This is a genomic window from Azospirillum sp. TSH20, assembly GCF_003115935.1.
Lineage (GTDB): Bacteria > Pseudomonadota > Alphaproteobacteria > Azospirillales > Azospirillaceae > Azospirillum.
In genome coordinates, this window is the sequence record NZ_LGQU01000057.1 from 1 (window position 1) to 22,129 (window position 22,129).

Consider the following 22,129-nt stretch of genomic DNA (forward strand, 5'->3'; position numbering starts at 1 on the left):
GCGGGCAGGATCCAACCCGTGGGCGGCGACCGGGCTGGAGTGGCAGACCTCCTCCCCCCCGCCCGCCCACAATTTCGATAAGACGCCCACAGTCACCCGACCGCCCTACCAGTACCGGCCGGAACCGGAGCCGCAGGATGTCTGACGCACCCGTCATCCCACAGCCCGAACCGCAATACGCGACGGCGGAACAGCAGGCGGAGACCGCAACCTTCGGCATGTGGGTGTTCCTGGCGACGGAGATTCTGTTCTTCGGCGGGATGCTGCTGGCCTACACATGGCTGCGCACCACCTACCCGGAAGGCGTGGCGGAGGCCGGGCGCCACACCAAGATCGTCATCGGCTCCGTCAACACGCTGGTGCTGCTGACCAGCAGCCTCACCATGGCCTGGGCCGTCCATGCGGCGGAGCATGGCCGGCGCAAGGCTCTGACCCGGCTGCTGGCGGTCACCGCGCTGCTGGGGCTGCTGTTCCTCGGGCTGAAAGGCTACGAATACCACGAGGAGTGGACCGAGCATCTGGTGCCGGGGCTGAATTTCCATGAGGACAGCGTGCATGCCCAGACGATCGAGCTGTTCTATTTCCTCTATTTCCTGCTGACGGGCATCCACGGCATCCACGTCACCATCGGCATCGGGCTGATCGCGGTGATGGCGGTGCGGGCGCGGCGCGGCGCCTTCTCACCCCGCTACTACACGCCGGTGGAGGTGACGGGGCTGTACTGGCACTTCGTCGACATCGTCTGGATCTTCCTCTACCCGCTGATCTATCTGGTCGGACGGAGCGGACCATGAAGGCACCTCCCCTCCCGCTGCTGTTGACCTGGGCGGCGCTGCTGGCGCTGCTGGCGGCGACGCTCGCCCTTTCCTATGTGCCGATGCCGGGGCCGATGAACGTCGTCGTGGCGCTCGGCATCTCGGTGGCGAAGGCGCTTCTGGTGCTGGCGCTCTTCATGAAGCTGTTCCGCGCACCGGCGCTGACCCGTGCCGCGGCGGCGGCGGGCCTGTTCTGGCTGGCGGTCCTGTTCGCGCTGTCGGCGACCGACTATCTGACCCGCAAGGTGGAGCATGCGGGCGACCTGCCGGCGCCCACGGGACGCGAACACCAGCCGGGCAACCGCTGATCCGGCAAAGGAGGAGGCAGACGCGATGCATTCAGACGCCACCAGCCGGCTGGTCGATGCCGTGGTCCGCACCCGCCACATGCTGGACGCCGCACGGCGCGAGGCCATCGAACATTTCGGCGAAGGCGCCCGCGACGGCCGCAAGGTAACGATGCTGAAGGACATCCGCGACCTGCACGACCGCATCATCCGGCCTATTACCGACTCCCGGCAGCCGATCGTCCGCGAGGTCGGCACGGTGTGGTTCCAGGAGGACATCGACCTCGTCCACGAGATGCCGCGCGCCATCGTCCATTTCACCTCGCTCGACACCGGGATGGATGCCCCGCGCGCCTATATGACCTTCCATGTCGGAGAGGACGGCACGACCTCGGTGTCCGAGAATTTCCTGACGCCGGTGAAGACGACAGACGTGCTGACCTGCCGGCTGGACGATCTCGACAGTGAGACCGTCGCCGGGATGATCGACAGATTCCTGGCCAAGGCGATGCAGGGATGAAGGGCGACATGCCCCTGCCCGCAATGCGCAAGCTGCCGCAGACCCTCCCCACCGCGACGATCTGCAGTCCCGGGTGTTCACACAAAGTTGGTTTTCCATAAACCATGCGCCTTGACTCCGGCGCTGGATTTGTGTGCAGTGCAACATAATTCCCCGTGCATGAACCTGGACGGCCGCCGCCGAATCAAGGCGCCCAACCGAGGTCGCCCCAACATCCATGACGGCTGGAGATGTCATGATCGAGTTGTTCCTCGTGGTCTGCCTCGTTTCCGATCCCGACCGCTGCACTGTCGAACGCCCCGCATTCCAGGAACCGTTCGTCAATGTGATGGCCTGTTCGCGCAACGGTATGTTCCGGGCCGCCGAATGGGCGGAACAGCACCCGAAATACACAGTCCGCCGCTGGAAATGCGGACAGCGCCAGATCTGATACGGGTGAGCCGGCAAGGGGAGGGTGGTTTTCGGTGCGTCCGCAATGCGCCCGGGCATGATGCCGCGCGGCCACCCCGAAAGACACCCACCCCTTTTGAGTGGCCCAATTCCATCCGCATCCGTGATTGTTATATAGAGCAATCATTGCTGAACCATGGGACCGTCCTCCCCGGCACGCGCCCATGGGTAAGATGGGGGAATTCCGGCCATGTCTGTTCGCATCGCGTTTGTCCTCGCGGCGGCCCTGCTGTCGGCGGGTTCTGCCGCCGCCAGCCCGGCGAACGACTATCCAACGGCGGCGCGGGCCGATTATGTCATCGCCTGCATGGCGTCCAACGGCCAGTCGCACATCGTCATGGAGAAATGCGCCTGCAGCATCGACGCCATCGCCGACCGCATCAGCTATGACGACTACACGGCCATCGAGACGGTGAAGGTGATGGCCGACCAACCGGGCGAGCGCGCCGGAATCTTCCGCAGCGCGGGCTGGGCCAAGGACCTGATGGACCGCTTCCGCCAGGCCCAGGTCGCCGCCGACCGCCAGTGCTTCTGACCAGTGCTTCCGAAAGGATCGCGGCCGGCGGCTAAAGCGCCGGCTCATCCTTGCGGCTTCCGGCCGTCAGGGGAACGGTACGGGTGAAGGTGGCACCCTTGGTGTCGTGGGCGACCACCTCCAGGCTGCCGCCCTCCACCGGAACGAAACTGAAGCGGAGGTTCGGGTCTTCGCTGATGGAGATGTCGGTGTCCGCCTCCAGCACCGTCTGCCCGCCGACCCGGATGGCGATGGATTGGACATAATGGGCCGGGATATAGGTACGGCTGACCTGATCGAACTGCAGACCGCTGCTGTTGGGATGGCTGATCATGACCTGGGCCGTCGCCGGGCTGCCGGGAGTCAACGTCTCCGGCAGTTTCACCTTGATGCGGCCGAGGCGCGCCATCGCCTCCTGCGGGTCCTTGACGGCGGGGGCGGAACAGCCGCCGGCCGCCTTGACGTAGGCTTCGGTCATCAGCAGCCGGCCGTCCTGGGTCTCCCCCACTGCACGGACATTGGTGTATTCGTTGACGCGCACACGGGTCTCGATGCCGCCGCCGGCACTGGCCGGGCCGAAACGGAAGGTGGCGGCCAGCGGCACCGGGTTCTTGTCGACCAGCAGCGACAGCGTCTTCAGGCGAAGCGACGATTCGACCTCGACCCGCACCGGAACCAGCGCAGCGTCATAGGCGCGGGCCGGCGCGTCGATGCGGATGCGGTCGCCAGCCTCCTCGATCGGGCGGTCCTTGAAGTACATGTCGTGCAGCACGTCCCAGCGCGCCGAGTCGTCAGCCGCATCCCCAGCGGCGAGCACAGGCGTGGACAGGACGACCAAAAGCCCCATCAGTGGCCCCGATAGCGGATATCGCGTCATCGCTCCCTCCCTGGATTTGTCCCGTGGCGTCCGCTCCTATTCCCATTCCAGCTCGACGAAGGTCGCCGTGACGTTGCGCGGGTTGTATGCATCGAACAACAGCCAGCGGTCCCGTTCGTCCTCCGCCACGCTTGCAACGGCATCCTGGATGCTGCCGCCGGCCTTCAGCACCCGCCGCACCCCTTCCACCAGCACCGTCAGGTAACGCCGTTCGGCGTCCAGCGCGCCCGGCCAATCGACGACCGCAGGACCATGGCCGGGAACGGCACGCACCGCCGGCACCCGCTCCAGACTGTCGATCACCCGCAGCCAGCCAAGCGCATTGCCGTCCACCGCCGGAAGATGATCGACGAACAGCAGGTCACCGGCGAACAGGGTACCCGTCTTGCGGTCGAAGACCGTCAGGTCATTGTTGGTGTGCGCCGTGGGATAGGCGGTCATCACGATGATGCGGTTGCCAAGGTCGATCCGCACCTCCTCGGAAACCGGCCGGTCGACGCGGACCGGGACGATGCCGGCAGCCGCATCCTCCCCCAACTCGTCGGCCAGACGCTGCCGATAGACCTCCTGCCGGGCAGCCAGCGCATCCCGGAGATTGGCATGGCCAGTGATCGGCACGTCGGAGAAGGCGGCGTTGCCGAAGACATGGTCGGGGTGCATGTGGGTGTTGATGACGACCACCGGCTTTCTGTCGGTGCGGGCGGCGATGGCCTCGCGCAGGCGCCGCCCCAGTTCCGGCGTGCCGCCGGTGTCGATGACCGCCACCCCGCTGTCGCCGACGATGAAGCCCATGTTGGCGGTATCGCCGTGGTTGTCCGGCGCCGGTTCGGCGATGACGCCCTGGTGGACGAAGACGCCGGGCGCCACTTCCGTCACCGCCAACGGCTCCGCCGATGCGGACGCGGTTGCCACCATGAGGCACAGCGCGGCGGCCAGCGTCTGGCGACGGCCGATGTCGAGACCAGCGGTCATGCCCGTGTTCCTGTGTGGGCGTCTTCCCGCTTCTCCAGCCAATAGGCGAAGAGGCTGGCGACGGTGAGGTCGGCGGAGGTGCCGGGGTTGATGCCCTGCCATTTCAGTCGCGCATCGAAAACGAACAGATGCTCGCGCCGTAGGGCTGCCGACGATGCCTCCGCCACCTGCCTGCGCACATCGCGGGCTTCGGTCAGCACGGCCGCGGCAATCACCTCCCCATGCTTGCGCAGGATGTGGCTGTCGGGGAAGGAGGTCAGGAATTCCAGGTAAACGGCTTCGGCCAGCGACACCGCATCGGCGTCCGCCGCCGACCTGTTCGCCAGCGACCGGGCGCAGGCGACCCCGATGTCGAAAACGTCGCGGTAGCCGTCGGCATATTGGGCGGCGATGCGGTCGCGCGACCGGGCGGCTGCCATCGCCTCGCGCAGGTCCACCGTCGCCGGGCCGGCGACGTCATGCTCCGGCGCTTGGCCCAGCCCGCCGGGCGAAGCAAGGCGGATCGCCGCGAACGCAGCTTCGGCATCCTCCACCGTCAGCGTTCCCAGCACATCGCCCACCCGATCCCGCAGAGGGCGCACGGCCGGCATCTCGGCGGCGTAGGCCAGCGGGGCGCACAGCAGCAGGATGCCAAGGTTGGTGTTGCAGCCCACCACCGCGCGGGTCGCCTGCACCGCCCGCAGGATGCGTTCGCCAACCGGAGCATGCGCCCGTGCGATCTCCGGCGCGGCGGCCTCCGCCGACCGCAGGAAGTCCTCCACCGTCATGCCATGGCCGGCGGCGTGCACATGGACATTGCCGGGCTTCAACGCCATCACCTCCGTCCGGCAGACGGCCATGAACAGCTCTGCCACCGCGGCGCTCATCCCCCTGTCCCGCTGAAGGAGCGGTCGAGCATGTCCGGCGCAAGGCGCCCGCCATGGAAGCTGCGCCCACTGTCGAGCGCAGTCACCACCACGCGGGCCGGTGCGAACAGCAGGGGATCGATGGCGTAGAAATCCTTGTTCACCGCCGCGAACACTTCGGCGAAGGGACGCCCGTAGTCGCGGGACTCCGTGCTGGGCAAGCGCCGCGCCAGATCGGCGGCGGCATCCTCCGGTCCGGTGACGAAAAGCTGGACGGTGCCGCCGAACAGGATGGCGTCGTTGGTCCGCCCCATCGCCTCGACGAAGCCCTTGCCGGGCGGCGGCAGGGGGGCCACGCCGATGCCGTCGGCGACATGCTCCAGCGGGAAGCCCAGCGCGTGCACCTTGTGCAGCGCCACCTCCAGCACGCGGGCGACGATCTGCACCGTACCGGCGAGGCTTGCCGTCGGCGTCAGCACCAGCGTCAGCCGCTCCGGCGCCACCCCGCAGTCGGCCGCGATCCGCTCGACCAGCGCTGCCGGCGGGACGGTTCCGCTTTCGAGCACCAGTACGGCATGGTCGCCGCTGTCGCCATAGCCAAGCTCGTCGAACAGCGTCTCCTTGCGGGACAGCGCGCGGCCGGGACCGGAGCCGAGCGCGAAGAAGGAGCCGCCCTCGTCCTTGTGCGACAGGCTCCAGCCGGCATATTGGCTGCCCAGGCAGGCGAGCACCGGGTCGGTGCTGTGTACTGCCACCTGGAATGGCCAGCGGTCGGACTGGGTGTCGGCCTGAAGCGTCACCCGGCCGAGGCCACCCATGCACAGCTCCGCGATGCGCCGACCGGTTTCCAGACCGCCGGGACAGGCGATCCCGCCATCGACGATGGTGGCGCCGGCCACCCTGTCAATGCCAAGCCGCAATTGTACCGCATCGGCGACCAAGGCCGCGGCGAGCGGGCCGGACAGGGCCGACAGGCTGGGGCGCTGCTGCATCACTTGGCCTTTCCCGCAATGGTCCGCGCCGCGTCCATCGCGTCCTGGAAATCGAAGGCGACGGCGGTGCCGCCGGTCTGCATCCGCTCCAGCAGATGGTGCTGGACCTTGAACTTGACGTTGCCGATGGCAAGCGCGCCGATGCCGACGGCGCCGGAATGGCCAGGCAAGGGTGTGCCATCATCCTGCACGCCGACACCCTCCACGCCGGCCGGCGGTACGGCGTTGATGTCGGCCGCCACGCGCAGGCGCTTGGCGGAGCGCAGATCGTCTGCCGTCAGCACCGTAACCCCGGCCTTGCCGCAGGCCAGCACGACCTCCGCCCGGTCCATCAGCGCCGCCTTGCCGCCCGTGGACGTGTCGGCGCAGGACAGCGTGACGCCATAGCGCCGGCCGAACTCCTCCGCCTTGCCCTGCACGGCCGAAACGCCGCGGTGGCTGACCAGGGTGACATTACCGCCGGCCTGCGCGGCGATCAGCCCGGCGATGCCACCGACCACGCCGGTGGCGCCATAGACCTGGACGTCGAGCCCGGTGAGGCCATCCACCCCCGACCGCCGCAGGGCGCGTTCGACCACGGCGACCATGGCGGCGGCGGTGGTGAAGGCGCCGGACGGATCGGCGAAGACCGAGATTTGGAAGGGCGGGAACATCGCCTTGCGCGCGACGTCAAGCATGTCCAGCGCCATCGCCGCGTCGCGCCCGCCGATGAAAAGGCCGGTGCGCACCGCGTTCTTCGGATCGCGGGAGAACATGGCGTCCTGGGTCAGCGCCTCGACCTGGGCGGTCTCGATGCCGGTATAGGGGACCACCGTGTCGATGCCGGCATCCACCGCCATGTTGACGTCGAACGGGCTGACATTCGCCAGCGGCGTGATCATGTGCAGCACGTAAGGGGCGCCCATGCCTGCCTCCATTTCAGTCGTTCACCGGCCAATTGTCGGCCAATTGTTCAACAGCGCGCTCATTCGCCCGCGGCGCGCCGGATCGGGGGCGCCGGTTCCGCATCGGCCGACAGGTTCCGCACCGTCGCGCCGACATTCCGCCCGCGGCAGACCATCACCTCCAGCGGCGAACCGGCCCAACGCACGCGCATCTCGCTGGCAAGCCTTTCCGCCAGTGCCGCATCGCCGACGATGGCGAAGCAGGTCGGCCCCCACGAGCTTTGCCCGACCCCGGCGATCCCCTGCGCCTCCAGCCATGCCAACGCCTCGGCCACCAAGGGGCTGGTGAAGCGCCCACCCTGGGCCGGGGCGAAATGGTCGCCGACCGTGCGCTGAAGCTCGCCGATGGCCTGTCCGAACCGATCCACATCGCGTTCGGCCAGCGCCGGCAGCGCGACCATCAGCATCAGCCGGCAAAGATGGGCCGCGGCGTCGGGCGGAAAGGGCGGCAGCCGGCGGAAGGCTTCGACTTCCGGTGCGCCGTGCAGCCCGTGGCCGCCGCGATGGAGCAGCAGCAGGATGCGCCAATCGTCGGGGAAGGGCGCCCGCGCGATCACCGGCGGTGCGGCGTCCAGCCCGCCCCGGCCACCGTCCAGCAGCACCCCGCCCTGCTCGAAGGCAGCCAGCCCGATGCCGGAGCGTGCCCCCCGCTCCAAGGCGCGGGCCAGATCGCGGGCGGCGGTGCCCCGCCCCTCCAGGCAGGTGAGCGCCGTAGCGACCGCGAGATCCGTTTGAGTGCCGGAGCCCAAGCCGACATGGGGCGGAATCGCCTCCTCCACCATCACGTCGACGGCATCCGGCAGGCCTGCTTCCCGGCCCAGCCGTTCGATGCTGCGGCGGACGCGGTCGGCCGATGGCCCGCTGACCGTCAGCCTGTCGGCCGGGCGGGCGCGCAGGACGATGGCCGGCCGGTCGATGGCGATGCCGAGACTGCCGAAGCGGCGCCCCAACCCGCCATTGAGATCGACGAAGCCGGCATGCAGGCGTGCAGGCGCACGGACCCACACCTCTCCTATCCGATTGCGCTGGTGGCTCATCTGCATTCCCTTTGCGCGGGTCACCGCACAATGTTAGCGTTACGAACAAAATTGTCCGTAGCGCGAACGAGTATCCACGCGCGGTAACCCAAACGGGGCACGGAAACACAGGGAGGAAAACGGGCATGACCGGACCGCTCTGCCTGCCGATGATCGACCATGGCCGAATATTGTCGACTCTATTCCGGGCCTTGTGCTTGAGCGCCCCCTGGCGAAGACCGTCACTCTTTTCGAACTACTCGGATTGACTGCGTTTTTCTGCAAAAGCGACTTTCCGCTCAGCCGAATTGGGGGCCATGACCTTCCACCCCGACATTCTCTGTCCGTTCTGCGGCCTCGGCTGCGGTGACATCGGAATCGACCAGGACGATTCTGGCATCGCTCCCCGGCCCAGCGGCTGTCCGCAAGCCGACCGGCTGTTCCGCCGATCCGCAACGGTGCCGACGGACGCCCGCATGGCCGGAGCCGCCGTTTCCATCGACGATGCCGTTGCCGAGGCAGCCCGGCTGCTGGGCGCCAGCCGCGCACCGCTGATCGCCGGGCTGGCGACCGATGTGGATGGCGTGCTTTCCGCCCTGACTCTGGCCGAACGCATCGGGGCGACGGTGGACCATGAGCGGTCCGACGCGCTGTTCCGCAATCTGGCGGTCCTGCGCCGCTTCGGCTGGTCGACCACCACGTTGGCCGAGTTGCGCAACCGCAGCGACCTCGTCCTCGTCGTCGGCCCGGACCCGGCCGCCGCCTTTCCGCGCCTGTGGGAGCGCTGGGTGGTTCCGGAACCGGCCTTCATGCCCGATGGAGCGCGGAGCGTCGTTTTCCTGGGTGGGGAGCCCATGCCGGAGACAGCGCAACTCCTGGGCGGGCAAATCGAAACGGTCGATCCGGGGGCCGCGGATCTCGCCACGCTGGTCGCCGGGCTGCGGACGGCTCTGGCCGGCAGGGCGGCGACTGGCGACCCGATGACCGGACTGGCGGCCCGGCTGCGCGCTGCCCGCTATGCGGTGGTGGTCTGGGCGGCGGGTCTGTTCCAGGGGCCGCAGCCGGACATGGTCGTGGAAGGGTTGGTCCGGCTGATCCGTACCGTGGACGGCACCACCCGCTGCGCCGGGCTTCCGCTGTCGGGGGCCGACAACGTGATCGGCGCCAATCAGGCCTCCGGCTGGCGCACCGGCTTTCCCTTGCGCACCGGCTTCGACGGCGGCGTGCCGACGCACGATCCGGAACGGTTCGACTGGCGCCGCCGCCTGCAGGATGCCGACGTGACGCTGTGGATTTCCGCCTTCCGCCCGGAGATGCCGGAATTCAGTACCAACGGCGCCGTCATCATGCTGGCGCCGCCGGAAATGGCCATGACTCCCGAACCGGCTCTGTTCATCCCGGTGGGGACGCCGGGCATCGACCATGCGGGCGACGTGTTCCGCGCCGACAGCGTGGTGGCGCTGCATGCCGGAATGCTGATCGACCGTGGCCTGCCCAGCGTTGCCGGGGTGATCGGCCGCATCCTGGCGGCGCTCAACCAGACCGCCACAGTCAAGGAGACCGCCGGATGCTGACGAAGCTTGCCGGCGGACGGCTGTTCGACCCGGCCAATGGCCGGCACGGCGAGGTCGCCGACCTCTGGCTGCGCGACGACCGCGTCACCGCCGATCCGGGGCCGGGTGCCACGCCCGACGTGGTGTATGACGTGACCGGCAAGGTGGTGATGGCGGGCGCCATCGACATCCACAGCCATATCGCCGGCGGCAAGGTCAACCTCGCCCGCATGCTGATGGGCGAGGAGCACGACCGGCACCGCTTCGCCGGCAGCGCCTGCGGCTGTGACAGGATTGGAGGCGGAAGCGGCATCGCCACCCCCTCCACCCACACCACCGGCGCCCGCTATATCGAGATGGGATTCACCGCCGCCTTCGAGCCGGCGATGCTGGGGTCCAACGCCCGGCACGCGCATCTGGAGATGAGCGACATCCCCTATATCGACACCGGCGGCTATCTGGTGCTGGGAAACGACGATTTCCTGCTGGACCTGATCGCCACCAACGCCGGGCAGGCGGCGGTCAACGATTATGTCGCCTGGATGCTGACGGCGACACAGAGCCTTGCCGTCAAGGTCGTCAATCCCGGCGGCATCAACGCCTTCAAGTTCAACGCCCGCAAGCTCGACCTCGACGAGGCCGGGCCGCACTACGGCGTCACGCCGCGCACCGTCCTGACCGTGCTGGCCCGCGCCGTGTACGAATTGGGGCTGCCCCACCCGCTGCATGTCCATGGCTGCAACCTGGGCATTCCCGGCAACGTGGCGACGACACTCGACACCATCCAGGCGGCGTCGGGCCTGCCCATGCACATGACGCACATCCAGTTCCACAGCTACGACACGGCGGGCGACCGCAAGTTTTCTTCCGGCGCCGCGGCGCTGGCGGAGGCGGTGAACCGGACGCCGACGCTGTCGGTGGACATCGGGCAGGTGATGTTCGGCCAAACGGTAACCGCGTCGGCCGATACCATGGCGCAGCGCCACACCGCCCCGCTTGCCCATCCCCGCAAATGGCTGGCGATGGACATCGAATGCGAGGCGGGATGCGGCGTGGTGCCCTTCCGCTATCGCGATAATTCCTATGTCAACGCGCTGCAATGGGCGATCGGGCTGGAGCTGTTCCTGCTGCTCGACGATCCCTGGCGGGTGTTCCTGACCACCGACCATCCCAACGGCGCACCCTTCACCTTCTATCCGGAGCTGATCCGGCTGTTGATGGACCGCGATTACCGTCTGGCGAAGCTGGCGGAGATCCATCCCGACGCGCCAGCCCACACCACGCTGGGCTCCATCACGCGCGAATACACGCTCCCCGAGATCGCCATCATGACCCGCGCCGCGCCGGCCCGCATCCTGGGGCTCGCCGACCGCGGCCATCTGGCGCCGGGCGCGTCGGCCGACGTTACGGTCTACAGCGATCTGCCCGACCGCCGCGCCATGTTCGAGCGCCCCGATCTGGTCTTCAAGAGCGGCCGGCTGGTGGTTCGGGACGGGGCGCTGGTGGCGATGGCGCAGGGCTGCACCCATGTCGTCCGTCCCGGCTTCGACGATTTGATCGAGCGCCGCATCGCCCGCTATTTCGACGAGCGCATCGGCCTGCCGATCAAGCATTTCCGCATCCAGGACGCGGAAATCCGCCACGGAGCCGGTCCGCAGCTTCACCCCTGCCGGCGGCGGGAGGTGCCGTGATGGCGGAGATGCAGATCAACGGCGTACGCATCGAGGACACCTTCGCCGAGGCGTTTCCGATGACCTACACACGGCTGGTCATCACCGCCGACACGCCCGCCTGGGTCGATGCGGCAACCTCCAGCCTGACCGGCTTCGCCACCTCCGTCATCGGCTGCGGCTGCGAGGCGGCGGTGGAACGCCTGCTGACGCCGGAGGAGACGCCGGACAGCCGGCCGGGGGCCGCGGTGATGATCTTCGGCATGTCCACCGGTGACCTCGCCAAGCTTGTCGTCAACCGCGTCGGGCAATGCGTCATGACCTCGCCGGGGTCGGCCTGCTATGCCGGACTTCTCCAGGGGACCAAGCGCATCCCGCTCGGCAATGGACTGCGCTACTTCGGCGACGGGCACCAGATTTCCAAGAAGTTCGGCGACCGCCGCTTCTGGCGCCTGCCGGTGATGGACGGAGAGTTCGTCTGCGAAGACAGCGTCGCCGTGGCCAAGGGGATCGGCGGCGGCAACTTCCTGATTCTGGCCGCCAGCCACCGCCAGTGCCTCGCCGCGGCGGAGGCGGCGGTCGCGGCGATCCGGTCGCTGCCGGGCGTCATCCTGCCCTTCCCCGGCGGCGTGGTGCGCTCAGGCTCCAAGGTCGGATCGAAATACAAGGCGCTGATCGCCTCCACCAACACGCGCTTCTGCCCGACCCTGCGGGCAGTCGAACCTGAAACCCTGCTCTCCCCGGACGTCGAGGCCGTGCTGGAACTGGTGCTGGACGGCACAGACGAGGCGGCGATCCGCGCCGGCATGCGGGCCGGCATCGCAGCCGCCGCAGCCGGCGGCACGGCGGCCGGCGTCCTGGCGATCACCGCAGGCAATTATGGCGGAAAACTCGGGCCGCACCACTTCCACCTCCACGAGGTGATGGCATGAGCGGCCTGACCCTGACCTTCCGCGGCGATGCCGGGACGATTGTGGACATGTCCGCCCTGCTGCCTGAAAGGCTCGCCGGCCAGACGGCGGAAGACATCGCCGGACTGCCGCTGCCTCGCGGCGGCGGGGTGACGACGGTCGGCGAAATGTTCGAGCTTTCGGCCGGCGATGCGGCCGAAGCGATGCTGATCCGGCCGGGGGAGGCCGTTCTGCACCGGGTCGGTGCCGGCATGGCGTCCGGCCGCATCCTTGTCGAGGGCGATGTCGGAAGCCACGCCGGCGCCGGGATGAGCGGCGGCCTGCTGCGCATTACGGGCAATGCCGGCGACGCGCTGGGCGGTGCCCTGCCCGGCCTGCCGCTTGGGATGCGGGGCGGGCTGATCAGCGTCGGCGGCAGCGCCGGGGACCGCACGGCCGAGCGGATGCGGCGGGGGATCGTCGTCGTCGACGGCACGGTCGGCGCCTATGCCGCCGGCTTCATGGTGGCCGGAACGCTGGCAGCCGGAGGGGGATGCGGCCCGCATCCGGGCTTCGGCATGCGGCGCGGCACGCTGCTGCTGGGTCGGCGGCAGGATGCGGTGCCCGATGGCTTCGCCGATGGCGGTACGCGTGACTGGCTGTTCCTGCATCTGCTGCGGCGTGGATTGGAGGGGACCGGAAGCTGGTTCGAGCGTGCGGGAACCACCCGCGCCCATCGGTTCATCGGCGACCTTGCGGAAGGAGGGCATGGTGAAATTCTGGCGATGGCCTGAACGACGATCCCGCTTATCGATGTGCCGCCTTGCGGCTGTGGTTCTGCCGGCCATCGGCTTGCTGGCCCTTGCATCGCCGGCCATGGCCCAGGGGACCGGTCGGCAGGACGCCGGCACGAAGGTGATGCTGATCGGCTATCTCGCCCGCCAGGAGGACCCGCGCACGCCGCTGAGCTTCCTGGAGCCGGTCGCCACCGACGAGGGGCTTCAGGGCGCACGGCTGGCGCTGGCCGACAACAACACAACGGGCCAGTTCCTCAATCAGAGCTACCGGCTGGTGGAACAGGTGCTGCCGCAGGATGGCGACATCTCCGCCGGGGTGAAGGCGCTGGCCGACGAGGGGGTGCGGTTCGTCGTTGCCGACCTGCCGGCTGACGCGCTGCTCGCCGCCGCCGACCGGCCGGAAGCGAAGTCCATGCTGTTGTTCAACGCGCGCGCCACCGACGACGCGCTGCGCAACGACCAGTGCCGGGCCAACATCCTGCACACCGCCCCCAGCCGGCGCATGCTGGCCGACGCGCTGGCGCAATATCTCGCCTGGAAGAAATGGACGCGGTGGAGCCTGCTGACCGGCCGCGATCCCGGCGATGCGCTCTATGCCGAGGCCGTCCGCCGCGCGGCCAAGCGCTTCGGCGGCCGGATCACCGACGAGAAATCCTGGACCTTCGACACCGGAAACCGGCGCACCGACACGGGCGTCACCACCATCCAGTCGGACATCCCGCTCGCGACCCAGGGGCCGGACTATGACGTGCTGATCGTCGCCGACGAGGCGGGCGATTTCGGCGACTATCTCGACGGCCGCACCTGGTATCCGCGCCCGGTCGCCGGCACCCAGGGGCTGACCGCCACCGCTTGGTCGCGGGTGAACGAGCAGTGGGGCGCCACCCAGTTGCAAAACCGCTTCGAAAAGCTGGCCGGCCGCTGGATGACGCCACGTGACTATGCCGCCTGGCTCGCCGTGCGCAGCATCGGGGAGGCCGCCGCCCGCACCAACGCCACCAGCTTCGACGACCTGACCGCCTATCTGCACAGCCCCGATTTCGAACTGGCCGGCTTCAAGGGCGAGGCCCTCTCCTTCCGCGCCTGGAACGGGCAGATGCGCCAGCCCATCCTGATCGCCGGGCCGCGGATGCTGGTTTCGGTGTCACCACAGGAGGGATTTCTGCACCCCGTGACACCTCTCGATACGCTCGGCGACGATGCGCCGGAAAGCAAATGCCGTCTCAACCGATAGGGCGGGCCACTCCATGCGATTCCTGCTGTCCTACACCCTGCTTCTTCTCGCCGGTCCGGTCATGTTGGCCGAGCCCGTGTTCGCCGAAACCATCTTCGTGTCCAACGAGAAGGACAACCAGATCGCCGTGGTCGACGGCGACAGCCTGCAAATCAAGAACAAGATCAAGGTCGGCCGCCGACCACGTGGCATCACGCTGAGCGCCGATGGGACGCAGCTCTTTGTCTGTGTCGGCGACGACAATCGCATCGACGTGGTGGACATCGCCAGCGGCAAGGTCGTCCACACCCTGCCCTCCGGGCCGGATCCGGAGCTGTTCGTGCTGTCTCCGGACGGCAAGAAGCTCTATGTCGCCAACGAGAACGACAACATGGTGACGGTCATCGACGTCGCCGACCGGAAGGCCATCGGCAACATCCAGGTCGGCGTCGAGCCGGAGGGAATGGGGATCAGCCCGGACGGCAAGATCCTGGTCAACACCTCCGAAACCACCAACATGGCGCACTTCATCGACACGGAGAAACACAACGTCATCGGCAATGTGCTGGTGGACAGCCGGCCGCGCGTCGCCCGTTTCACCGACGACGGCAAACAGGTTTGGGTGTCGAGCGAGATCGGCGGCACGGTCAGCGTGATCGATCCGGCGGCGCTCAAGGTGATCAAGAAGATCAAGTTCGAGGTCACCGGCGTCCGGCGCGAAGCCATCCAGGCGGTGGGCATCCAGATGACCAAGGACGGCAAGCGCGCCTTCGTGGCGCTGGGACCGGCCAACCGGATCGCCGAGATCGACACCGGCAGCTTCGAGGTGAAACGCTATTTCCTGGTCGGGCAGCGTGTCTGGAACCTCGCCTTCTCCCCCGACGAGAAGCGGCTCTACACCACCAACGGCATCAGCAACGACCTGTCGGTGATCGACCTGGAGCGCAACAAGGTGATCAAGAGCATTCCGGTCGGCGGCGCGCCCTGGGGCATCGTTGTCAAGCCGTGAGCTGACGGAACCCGGAACCCGAACGCCCGGTTGATGGGGGATGGCCGGGTGCGTCGGCGACCTTGGCCGACGGCCCGACGCGGCGCGCGGCAGGGACCGACGGGTCCTGATCCGCCGTGCCGGAACCGTCCATTCCCGGAGACATGCGATGAAGCACTTCACGACCCTGCCCCTGACCGGCCTTGCGTTGGCTGCCGGCCTCGCCATTGCCGCAATGCCCGCTTCGGCCCAGACCGGCAGCAACTCGAACGACAATTCCACTGGCACCACCACTGGCACCACAACCCAGAACGCTCCGGCCGGGACCAGCGGACAGCTGCCGCCCGACTCCCTGCCCGGCAAACGCCAGGGCGCCATCGGTGGTGCGCCGGTGTCGCAGGGCAGTTCCGGCTCCTCGACCGAAGGCACCACCTCGCCGACCGGAAAGCTGCCAGACGATTCCCTGCTGAAGGAGCGTCAGGGGACGATCGGCGGGCATCCGGTCACCCAAGGCGGCTCGGGCCAATCGGATGACAAGAAGGACGAGCAATAGCCGGCACCTCTCGCCCGGCTTCGTGACGTGATCGCGGCCGCTGCCACCGAAGATGGGGTAGCACTGTCCGAAAGGCCGTGCCATCCCGGTCAGGACCAGGGAAGCGGGAAGGCGGCGGCTGCGATTTCAAGTTACTCCGAACCTCTTTTGAGAGTTTGTTAGCAAAACAAACAAGATGCCATAATGGCTGCCGTGACCGACGCCGTGCCCGCAGGTATCCAGTGAACAGTCATGCTGGATCCGTGTGGCCGGCGTGCCCCGCATGACCTGCGGCGGTCCTCCAATGATTTCAAAATGCATGGGAGAAAGCGGCGATGGGCATGTGGCAGGGGTCATCCCCGAAAATCAATCGTGTGCTGGTGGGCGAATCGCTGGTCGGCGACGGCAATGAGGTCGCGCATATCGACCTGATCATGGGGCCGCGCGGCAGTGCCGCGGAGACCGCCTTCTGCAATGCGCTGACCAACAACAAGGACGGCTTCACCAGCCTTCTGGCGGTCATCGCCCCCAATCTGCAATGCAAGCCCTCGACCATCCTGTTCAACAAGGTGACGATCAAGGGCGCGGAGCAGGCGGTGCAGATGTTCGGCCCGGCCCAGCACGGCGTCGCCAAAGCGGTCGCCGACTGCGTCGCCGCAGGAACCATCCCGCAGGACGAGATCGACAACATCTTCATCTGCGTCGGCGTCTTCATCCATTGGGAGGCCAAGGACAACGCCAAGATCCAGGATTACAATTACCGCGCCACCAAGGAAGCGATCGAACGCGCGGTGTCGGGATTCCCGACCCTCAAGGATCTGCTGAACCAGAAGGATTCGGCAAAGCATCCGTTCGCCGCCGGCTAAAGGCCGATAGCGCCCAACCGGATGGCGGCGGCCGTGATGCGGTCGCCGCCATCCGGTGCTGTTGCAGAGTCGGCCGCATTGTCCGGCCACGGTCGAGCGATGTCAGCCAATCGCCCTCGGTCCGAGAGATAGGGTGGACTCCGGCTGACGGATTCATGCCGCGCCCTGCCGATCGGCAGGAAAGGACGGAATACCTTCAGTTCACTGGACATTTTTGCGATCGCCATAGCTGGCGGATCTCACGTCAAGCGGTCCAGGCCGAACCCCACGGGATTTTACAAACTCGACAACTCTTTCAACATCGTGCCAGATCAGCGGCTATTTCATAGAATTATTCCAGTTCCAATGAAGGAACCGCGCAACGACCATTTTGCGCCGCGCAAAGAACTAGCCATAATTCTCACAGCACTATCCGTTGGGGTTATGGTCGCTCCATGGCGGCACGGGTACAATTTCCTAGTGGGCTCCACCCGGCAATCCTGCCTGATCGCCCATTTCAGCGGAGGAAGCGGACATGAAGACTTGGCGCAAGCCGACGATTGTCGAGATTTCGGTCGGGACCGAGATCAACGCCTACGCCTGCGCCGGTTTGTAACCGGCGCATCCAATTGGCAAGGGTGACCCTTCCCTCAAACATCCGTCCACGCTTTTCACTCATGATGTTCCACTCAGGCCGGCCGCGGCTCGAAATGGGCGAAGAACTGCCCGGTGCCGTCAGGTGCGCTCGCATCATAATGCAACGCGCAGAGCCGCAGCCGGCCGGCATCGCCCAACTCCGGGCCTGACAGCATGCTGTGAAAACTCTCTCCACCGAGCAGGCGATGCGCGATGGTGAGATACAGCCGCGAAAGCCTGCCGTCCCGCAACATGGTGTCGAGCATCCGCGGTCCCGTCAGCAGATAGAGGCTGCGGAAGCCCATGCTGCCCAGTTCGCGGACCAATGGCCCACCGTCCACCGACATTCCCGCTCCAGCAACCAGCACCTCGTAACCGGCGGCGCGCCAGTTGGCGACCCGGTCGGGCGGCGCCCCGGCACCGGTGGCGATGATTACGCGCTGACCATGGCGCGCCAGCGAGCCCGGCATCGGGAACTCCAGGCTGGCACTGGCGACGACCACGGCCGGCTGCGGCGGCAGGCCGTTGTCCCCGCGCCACTGCGCAAGCTCCCGCGTCGCCTCCTGCACACCGACCTGCAGAACATCGTCCAGCCGCCCGGCCGCGAGGTCGCGCAGATAGCCGCCATGGGTGACGAGACAATCCGCCTGTGCCTGAAGTTCGAGGAACAGCCGGAAGTCGTTGCCGCTGACCAGCCCGGCCGGCAGCCGACTCTCCCCGGTGACGGGATCATGCAACGCGATGCGTCCGTCCAGACTGCCGACGAAGCTGGCATAGACGAAGGGAGCATCGGCACTCCCCCGCTCATGCAGACGGTGGGCGAGATAGGCGCCGGGAAGCGCGATTTCCTCCGGTGCGCCGGGAAAGAGGCGGAGCATGCGTGCGGTCATCGCGGCCCTCCCGGCACGGCGGCATCGACCCGGCGAAGGAAATCCGCGGCAAGCGCATCGGCGATGTCGATTTTGCTGACCGACTGCAATCCCTGCCAAGCGGGCATCGAGTTGACTTCCAGCACCAGCCAGCGGTTTTCGTCGCCGGGAGCGGGAATGAGATCGACGCCGGCATAGTCCGCGCCGACCGCTGCAGCGGCCCGCACCGCCAGATCGGCGACGGCACCTTCGGGGATCAACGCCTCGCAGCTTGCACCCTGATGGACATTCGTGATCCAGCTGCGGCCATGGCGGATCATCGCCGCCACCGCAACGCCGCCCACCACGAAAACCCGGCAGTCGCGCCATTCGCCCTCCCGGCGCGGCGGCACGAAGGGCTGCAGGTAATAGACGCCGGCGACGGCTTCGGGCTCCGGCACCTCGTCCGGCCGCGACAGGCGGCGCAGACCGCGCCCTTGGGCGCCGAACAGCGGCTTCAACACGCAATCCGGCGAGTCGGCCACCGCGGCGCGGGCCAGTTCGGCGGACTGGACGGCCACGGACGGTGGCGTCGGTAGGCCGGCATGGGCCAGCAGGAAGCTGGTGGTGCTCTTGTCCACACAGCGCTCGATGGCGCGCGCCGTATTGTAGACCGGCACCCCCAGACGATCCAGCGCATGGAGCACCCCCAGCCGCAGGGTCACCTGTTCGAAGCTGCCCTGCCCGACCACGCGCACGAAGGCACCGGACGGCAGCGTATCGCCGAACCCCGGCAGCAGAAGCCCCGTCTCGGTCCGTCCGACGGCGAAGCCACAGCCGTTCAGCGGCACGCGCCGGCATTCGACTCCCCGGCGTGTGATCGCCCGCTCCAGCCGCGCCGCATGCCAGTCGGCCCCGTCGGTGAACAAAGCGACCACATCGGTCATGCTGCCTCCGCCAAAGCATGGTGCAAATACAGCTCACGCGCACGCCGGCCGGCAAGGCGGCGGGCTTCCTTCATATCGGGTCCATCTGCAATCACGGTACAAAGCGGAGAGCCCGCAGGAATGCGCGCGGGCGTGCGCGGACGGTCGGCGGTCCAATCCGGCCAGCACAAGCCATCCTGAAGCAGGATCGGCGCGGCGCTGTAGACCACGAGGGCGGCGCGGCAGCCGGTGAGCGGCGGCAACCCCGAAGGCAACGTCCCAGCGCAGGCGGCCAGATGCAGGCTGAACAGGCTGGGCATCGGCGGCCGGTCGAACAGGTCGAGCGTCGCACCCGGCCGCGGATTGATCTCCAGCAGGCACCAGCCGGCCGGTCCCGCCAGGAAATCGGCGCTGTTGAGCCCGACCAGCCCCACCGCGGCGGCGATCCGCGACACCGCATCGATCATCGCCGCGGCGGTCCCGCCGGAAGCCGGCATGGGGCCGACCGCCCCGCCATAGCGGTAGGGTTGGCCGGGAGCCGGCGCCACCCATTGCCGGCTGAATCCGATTGGCAGCACACGGCGGCCATCGGCCAGGAACAGCAGGGACACCGGACGCCCGGCGCTGCGGCGCTGAGCATAATGGCCGGCCGTCAATCGCGAGGAGGCCGGCCGGATGTGAGCGCCACCGCTGGCGCCCGCACGCTTCATCAGCCAGCCCCCGGCATCGGCCGGCGGCGCCGTGGCGACCTCCGGATGCGGAATGCCGAGGCCGGCAAGCAGGTCTGCGAAGGCGAACGGGTCCTTCAGCCGCGCCACCGTTTCCGCCCGATTGCCGATCACCGGCCGGCTGCGCGCCAGTGCCGTCAGCAGTTCGGGCCGATCCTCGAACCCGGCGCCATAGACCAGCGGCAGCCGGGACAAATCCGGCGCGGCCAGCGCCCGCCGCAATGCCGCAACGGGAATGCGCAGCTGCCGTGACGGCAGGGTCCGGCAAGGATCGGCCATGGCGGCTGTATCGGTATCGGCGAACAGGTCCAGGGCAGCGACGCTCCGCCCACCGCGGCAGGCGCTTGCCACCAGTGCCCGCGCCGACAACGCCACCACCACGAATTCCGGGACTGCCGTCGCGGTCAAGCTCCGCTCCCCCTGCGAAAGCATCTTGAACATTCATTTGCAATCCCAACAATCATGCGCAGCAGCCATCTTTGCAATGACCCTTCCGAACAACGGCCCGTGCCGCCCGCCCGATGCCGCCAAGGGATCGCTGCTTGGGTCCGGAGCAGGGTACCCGCCTGGGGGAAGACTGGATGTACGAAGCCGTGATGCCTGCGGACCCTCCATCGATTCCCGCGATCCACGGCCCTCCCGCCTTGGCCGTGGAGGAGCTGAGCCACAGCTTCGGCAAGCGGGTGGCGCTGGACCACGTGTCCTTCGCCGTGCAGCCGGGTGGCTTCACCATGCTGCTCGGTCTGAATGGGGCGGGAAAGACCACGCTGTTCTCCCTGATCACCCGGCTCTATTCCAACCGCACCGGCGCCATCCGCATCTTCGGATTCGACCTGCGGCGCCAGCCGACCCGCGCACTGGAGCGGATCGGCGTGGTGTTCCAGCAGCCGACGCTCGACCTCGACCTGACCGTCCGTCAGAACCTGCGCTACCATGGCGGCCTGCATGGAATGGCGCCATCTGACTGCGAAGCCCGTGCGCGGGAGGAGTTGGCCCGCATCGGACTGGCGGAGCGCGCCGACGACAAGGTCCGGGCATTGTCCGGCGGCCAGCGGCGGCGGGTGGAGATCGCCCGCGCCCTGATACACCGGCCGAACCTGCTGCTGCTCGACGAGCCGACGGTCGGTCTGGACACCGAATCGCGCCGTCAAATCCTTGGCCATGTCCGCGCACTCTGTCGCGAGCAGGGGCTGGCGGTGCTGTGGGCCACCCACCTGTTGGACGAGGCGAGGGACGAGGATTCCGTCGTCATTCTGCATCAGGGACGGCTGCGCGCCTCCGGCAGCGTGCGCGCGGTCTGCGCCGGGTCGGGAGCCGCCACCCTGCCCATCGCCTTCGCCGCATTGACGACCGGGGAGCGCCGGACATGAGCGCCGCCACCTATTGGTACTGCCTGCGCAGCATCATCGTGCGCGAGGGGCTGCGCTTCCTGCACCAGCGCGAACGCTTCTTCGCCGCACTGGTCCGGCCGCTGGTCTGGCTGGCGATCTTCGCCGTCGGTTTCCGCGCCGTGCTGGGCGTGTCGATCATCCCGCCCTACGAGACCTACATCCTCTACGACGAATATGTCGTGCCCGGCCTGGTCGCGATGATCCAGCTGTTCAACGGCATGCAGAACTCCCTGTCGATGGTCTACGACCGCGAGATGGGGAGCATGCGGACGCTGCTGGTCAGTCCGCTGCCGCGCTGGTACCTGCTGGTCGCCAAGCTGCTGGCCGGCGTGGCGGTGTCGATCGCGCAGGTCTATGTTTTTCTCGGCATCGCATGGCTGTGGGGGGTGGAGCCGCCGCCGCTGGGCTATCTCGCGGCCTTGCCGGCACTGCTGCTCAGCGGGCTGATGCTGGGAGCGCTCGGCCTGCTGCTGTCATCCTTCGTCAAGCAGCTGGAGAATTTCGCCGGGGTGATGAATTTCGTGATCTTCCCGATGTTCTTCGCCTCCTCCGCCCTCTATCCGCTCTGGCGCATCAAGGAGGGCAGTCCGACGCTGTACCAGATCGCCGCCTGGAACCCCTTCACCCAGGCGGTCGAACTGATCCGCTTCAGCCTGTATCTCCGAGTCGACGTGACGGCGCTGCTGTGGGTGACCGGCTGTCTGGCGCTGTTCCTGGGAGCGGCGGTTCTGGCCTACGATCCTGGGCGCGGCTTCTGGGCGCGGCGGGGTGGACCGGCCGAACAGACCTGATACTGCGAGCTGAAGCTCTACCGCTCCCACCAATTGGGTAACGCTTCTGCGCCGTCCCTTCCGTTATTTCGCTTCTTCCAAAAACTTTC

General features: G+C 67.7%; 25 protein-coding genes. 16 read left to right on the forward strand and 9 right to left on the reverse strand.

The genetic code is table 11. The annotated features are described in order from the left end of the window. Positions 1 to 137 precede the first annotated feature (137 nt). The 5 genes from TSH20_RS16515 (at position 138) to TSH20_RS16535 (ending at position 2,607) form a co-directional block, all read left to right on the forward strand. Positions 138 to 794, forward strand: coding sequence for a cytochrome c oxidase subunit 3 family protein (locus TSH20_RS16515; RefSeq protein ID WP_109075757.1), 657 nt, complete (start codon positions 138 to 140; stop codon positions 792 to 794). Next, positions 791 to 1,123 carry a cytochrome C oxidase subunit IV family protein gene (locus TSH20_RS16520; protein WP_109075758.1) on the forward strand — a complete coding sequence of 111 codons (333 nt, stop codon included), beginning with the start codon at positions 791 to 793 and terminating at the stop codon, positions 1,121 to 1,123. The genes TSH20_RS16515 and TSH20_RS16520 overlap by 4 nt, the downstream gene beginning before the upstream one ends. A 25-nt stretch (positions 1,124 to 1,148) precedes the next feature. Further along, positions 1,149 to 1,622: a hypothetical protein gene (locus tag TSH20_RS16525; RefSeq protein ID WP_109075759.1), complete on the forward strand. Its 474-nt coding sequence runs from the start codon at positions 1,149 to 1,151 to the stop codon at positions 1,620 to 1,622. 235 nt (positions 1,623 to 1,857) lie between these two features. Beyond that, positions 1,858 to 2,052, forward strand: coding sequence for a hypothetical protein (locus tag TSH20_RS16530; RefSeq protein WP_109075760.1), 195 nt, complete (start codon positions 1,858 to 1,860; stop codon positions 2,050 to 2,052). Between the two features lie 210 nt (positions 2,053 to 2,262). Continuing rightward, the gene (locus TSH20_RS16535) at positions 2,263 to 2,607 is read left to right on the forward strand and encodes a hypothetical protein (protein WP_109075761.1); all 345 of its coding nucleotides are present in this window, start codon (positions 2,263 to 2,265) and stop codon (positions 2,605 to 2,607) included. Between the two features lie 31 nt (positions 2,608 to 2,638). Here the strand turns inward: TSH20_RS16535 and TSH20_RS16540 are convergent, their stop codons facing one another. Genes TSH20_RS16540 through TSH20_RS16565 form a run of 6 tightly spaced genes read right to left on the reverse strand, consistent with a single transcriptional unit; the run spans position 2,639 to position 8,253 of the window. After that, positions 2,639 to 3,463, reverse strand: a complete 825-nt coding sequence (locus TSH20_RS16540; RefSeq protein ID WP_109075762.1) for a quinoprotein dehydrogenase-associated SoxYZ-like carrier — start codon at positions 3,461 to 3,463, stop codon at positions 2,639 to 2,641. Between the two features lie 36 nt (positions 3,464 to 3,499). Beyond that, positions 3,500 to 4,435: a quinoprotein relay system zinc metallohydrolase 2 gene (locus tag TSH20_RS16545; protein ID WP_247871344.1), complete on the reverse strand. Its 936-nt coding sequence runs from the start codon at positions 4,433 to 4,435 to the stop codon at positions 3,500 to 3,502. Next, positions 4,432 to 5,301: a triphosphoribosyl-dephospho-CoA synthase gene (locus TSH20_RS16550; RefSeq protein WP_109075763.1), complete on the reverse strand. Its 870-nt coding sequence runs from the start codon at positions 5,299 to 5,301 to the stop codon at positions 4,432 to 4,434. The genes TSH20_RS16545 and TSH20_RS16550 overlap by 4 nt, the downstream gene beginning before the upstream one ends. Next, positions 5,298 to 6,272, reverse strand: coding sequence for a methenyltetrahydromethanopterin cyclohydrolase (gene mch / locus TSH20_RS16555; protein ID WP_109075764.1), 975 nt, complete (start codon positions 6,270 to 6,272; stop codon positions 5,298 to 5,300). The genes TSH20_RS16550 and mch overlap by 4 nt, the downstream gene beginning before the upstream one ends. Beyond that, the gene (locus TSH20_RS16560; RefSeq protein WP_109075765.1) at positions 6,272 to 7,177 is read right to left on the reverse strand and encodes an NAD(P)-dependent methylenetetrahydromethanopterin dehydrogenase; all 906 of its coding nucleotides are present in this window, start codon (positions 7,175 to 7,177) and stop codon (positions 6,272 to 6,274) included. Before TSH20_RS16560 ends, mch begins: the two co-directional genes overlap by 1 nt. Positions 7,178 to 7,236: 59 nt before the next feature. Next, the gene (locus tag TSH20_RS16565; protein ID WP_109075766.1) at positions 7,237 to 8,253 is read right to left on the reverse strand and encodes a beta-ribofuranosylaminobenzene 5'-phosphate synthase family protein; all 1,017 of its coding nucleotides are present in this window, start codon (positions 8,251 to 8,253) and stop codon (positions 7,237 to 7,239) included. A 296-nt stretch (positions 8,254 to 8,549) separates the two neighbouring features. Here TSH20_RS16565 and TSH20_RS16570 point away from each other — a divergent pair, with 296 nt between their 5' ends. The 9 genes from TSH20_RS16570 to pqqA all read left to right on the forward strand — a co-directional run bounded on the left by TSH20_RS16570 (position 8,550) and on the right by pqqA (position 17,336). Continuing rightward, complete coding sequence (locus TSH20_RS16570; protein WP_109075767.1) at positions 8,550 to 9,806, forward strand: formylmethanofuran dehydrogenase; 1,257 nt, start codon at positions 8,550 to 8,552, stop codon at positions 9,804 to 9,806. Next, positions 9,800 to 11,476 (forward strand): formylmethanofuran dehydrogenase subunit A, encoded by a 1,677-nt coding sequence (locus tag TSH20_RS16575; protein ID WP_109075768.1) that lies wholly within the window; start codon positions 9,800 to 9,802, stop codon positions 11,474 to 11,476. Before TSH20_RS16570 ends, TSH20_RS16575 begins: the two co-directional genes overlap by 7 nt. After that, the gene (gene fhcD / locus TSH20_RS16580) at positions 11,476 to 12,387 is read left to right on the forward strand and encodes a formylmethanofuran--tetrahydromethanopterin N-formyltransferase (RefSeq protein ID WP_199231985.1); all 912 of its coding nucleotides are present in this window, start codon (positions 11,476 to 11,478) and stop codon (positions 12,385 to 12,387) included. The genes TSH20_RS16575 and fhcD overlap by 1 nt, the downstream gene beginning before the upstream one ends. Next, entirely contained in the window at positions 12,384 to 13,139 is a 756-nt protein-coding gene (locus TSH20_RS16585; RefSeq protein ID WP_109075769.1) for a formylmethanofuran dehydrogenase subunit C, read from the forward strand. Before fhcD ends, TSH20_RS16585 begins: the two co-directional genes overlap by 4 nt. Positions 13,140 to 13,158: 19 nt before the next feature. Next, the gene (locus TSH20_RS16590; protein ID WP_109075770.1) at positions 13,159 to 14,376 is read left to right on the forward strand and encodes an ABC transporter substrate-binding protein; all 1,218 of its coding nucleotides are present in this window, start codon (positions 13,159 to 13,161) and stop codon (positions 14,374 to 14,376) included. A 13-nt stretch (positions 14,377 to 14,389) separates the two neighbouring features. Next, complete coding sequence (locus tag TSH20_RS16595) at positions 14,390 to 15,364, forward strand: PQQ-dependent catabolism-associated beta-propeller protein (protein WP_109075771.1); 975 nt, start codon at positions 14,390 to 14,392, stop codon at positions 15,362 to 15,364. 148 nt (positions 15,365 to 15,512) lie between these two features. Continuing rightward, a complete protein-coding gene (locus TSH20_RS16600) occupies positions 15,513 to 15,896 on the forward strand; it encodes a hypothetical protein (RefSeq protein ID WP_109075772.1) in 384 nt (127 codons plus the stop codon). A gap of 314 nt (positions 15,897 to 16,210) precedes the next feature. Continuing rightward, positions 16,211 to 16,741 (forward strand): formaldehyde-activating enzyme, encoded by a 531-nt coding sequence (gene fae, locus TSH20_RS16605; RefSeq protein WP_282183574.1) that lies wholly within the window; start codon positions 16,211 to 16,213, stop codon positions 16,739 to 16,741. Positions 16,742 to 17,255: 514 nt separating this feature from the next. After that, positions 17,256 to 17,336 (forward strand): pyrroloquinoline quinone precursor peptide PqqA, encoded by an 81-nt coding sequence (gene pqqA, locus TSH20_RS16610; RefSeq protein WP_085083035.1) that lies wholly within the window; start codon positions 17,256 to 17,258, stop codon positions 17,334 to 17,336. 73 nt (positions 17,337 to 17,409) lie between these two features. Here pqqA and TSH20_RS16615 read toward each other — a convergent pair whose 3' ends face one another. Genes TSH20_RS16615 through TSH20_RS16625 form a run of 3 tightly spaced genes read right to left on the reverse strand, consistent with a single transcriptional unit; the run spans position 17,410 to position 20,266 of the window. Then, positions 17,410 to 18,246, reverse strand: coding sequence for a dihydrofolate reductase family protein (locus TSH20_RS16615; protein WP_109075773.1), 837 nt, complete (start codon positions 18,244 to 18,246; stop codon positions 17,410 to 17,412). Next, the gene (locus TSH20_RS16620) at positions 18,243 to 19,151 is read right to left on the reverse strand and encodes a RimK family alpha-L-glutamate ligase (protein ID WP_109075774.1); all 909 of its coding nucleotides are present in this window, start codon (positions 19,149 to 19,151) and stop codon (positions 18,243 to 18,245) included. The genes TSH20_RS16615 and TSH20_RS16620 overlap by 4 nt, the downstream gene beginning before the upstream one ends. Further along, positions 19,148 to 20,266, reverse strand: coding sequence for an ATP-grasp domain-containing protein (locus tag TSH20_RS16625; protein WP_247871345.1), 1,119 nt, complete (start codon positions 20,264 to 20,266; stop codon positions 19,148 to 19,150). Before TSH20_RS16625 ends, TSH20_RS16620 begins: the two co-directional genes overlap by 4 nt. A gap of 173 nt (positions 20,267 to 20,439) precedes the next feature. On the opposite strand from TSH20_RS16625, the gene TSH20_RS16630 reads away from it, so the two are divergent. After that, on the forward strand, positions 20,440 to 21,228 hold the full coding sequence (locus TSH20_RS16630; protein WP_109075776.1) for an ABC transporter ATP-binding protein: 789 nt from the start codon (positions 20,440 to 20,442) through the stop codon (positions 21,226 to 21,228). Continuing rightward, positions 21,225 to 22,040, forward strand: coding sequence for an ABC transporter permease (locus TSH20_RS16635; RefSeq protein ID WP_109075777.1), 816 nt, complete (start codon positions 21,225 to 21,227; stop codon positions 22,038 to 22,040). Before TSH20_RS16630 ends, TSH20_RS16635 begins: the two co-directional genes overlap by 4 nt. Positions 22,041 to 22,129: the final 89 nt, after the last annotated feature.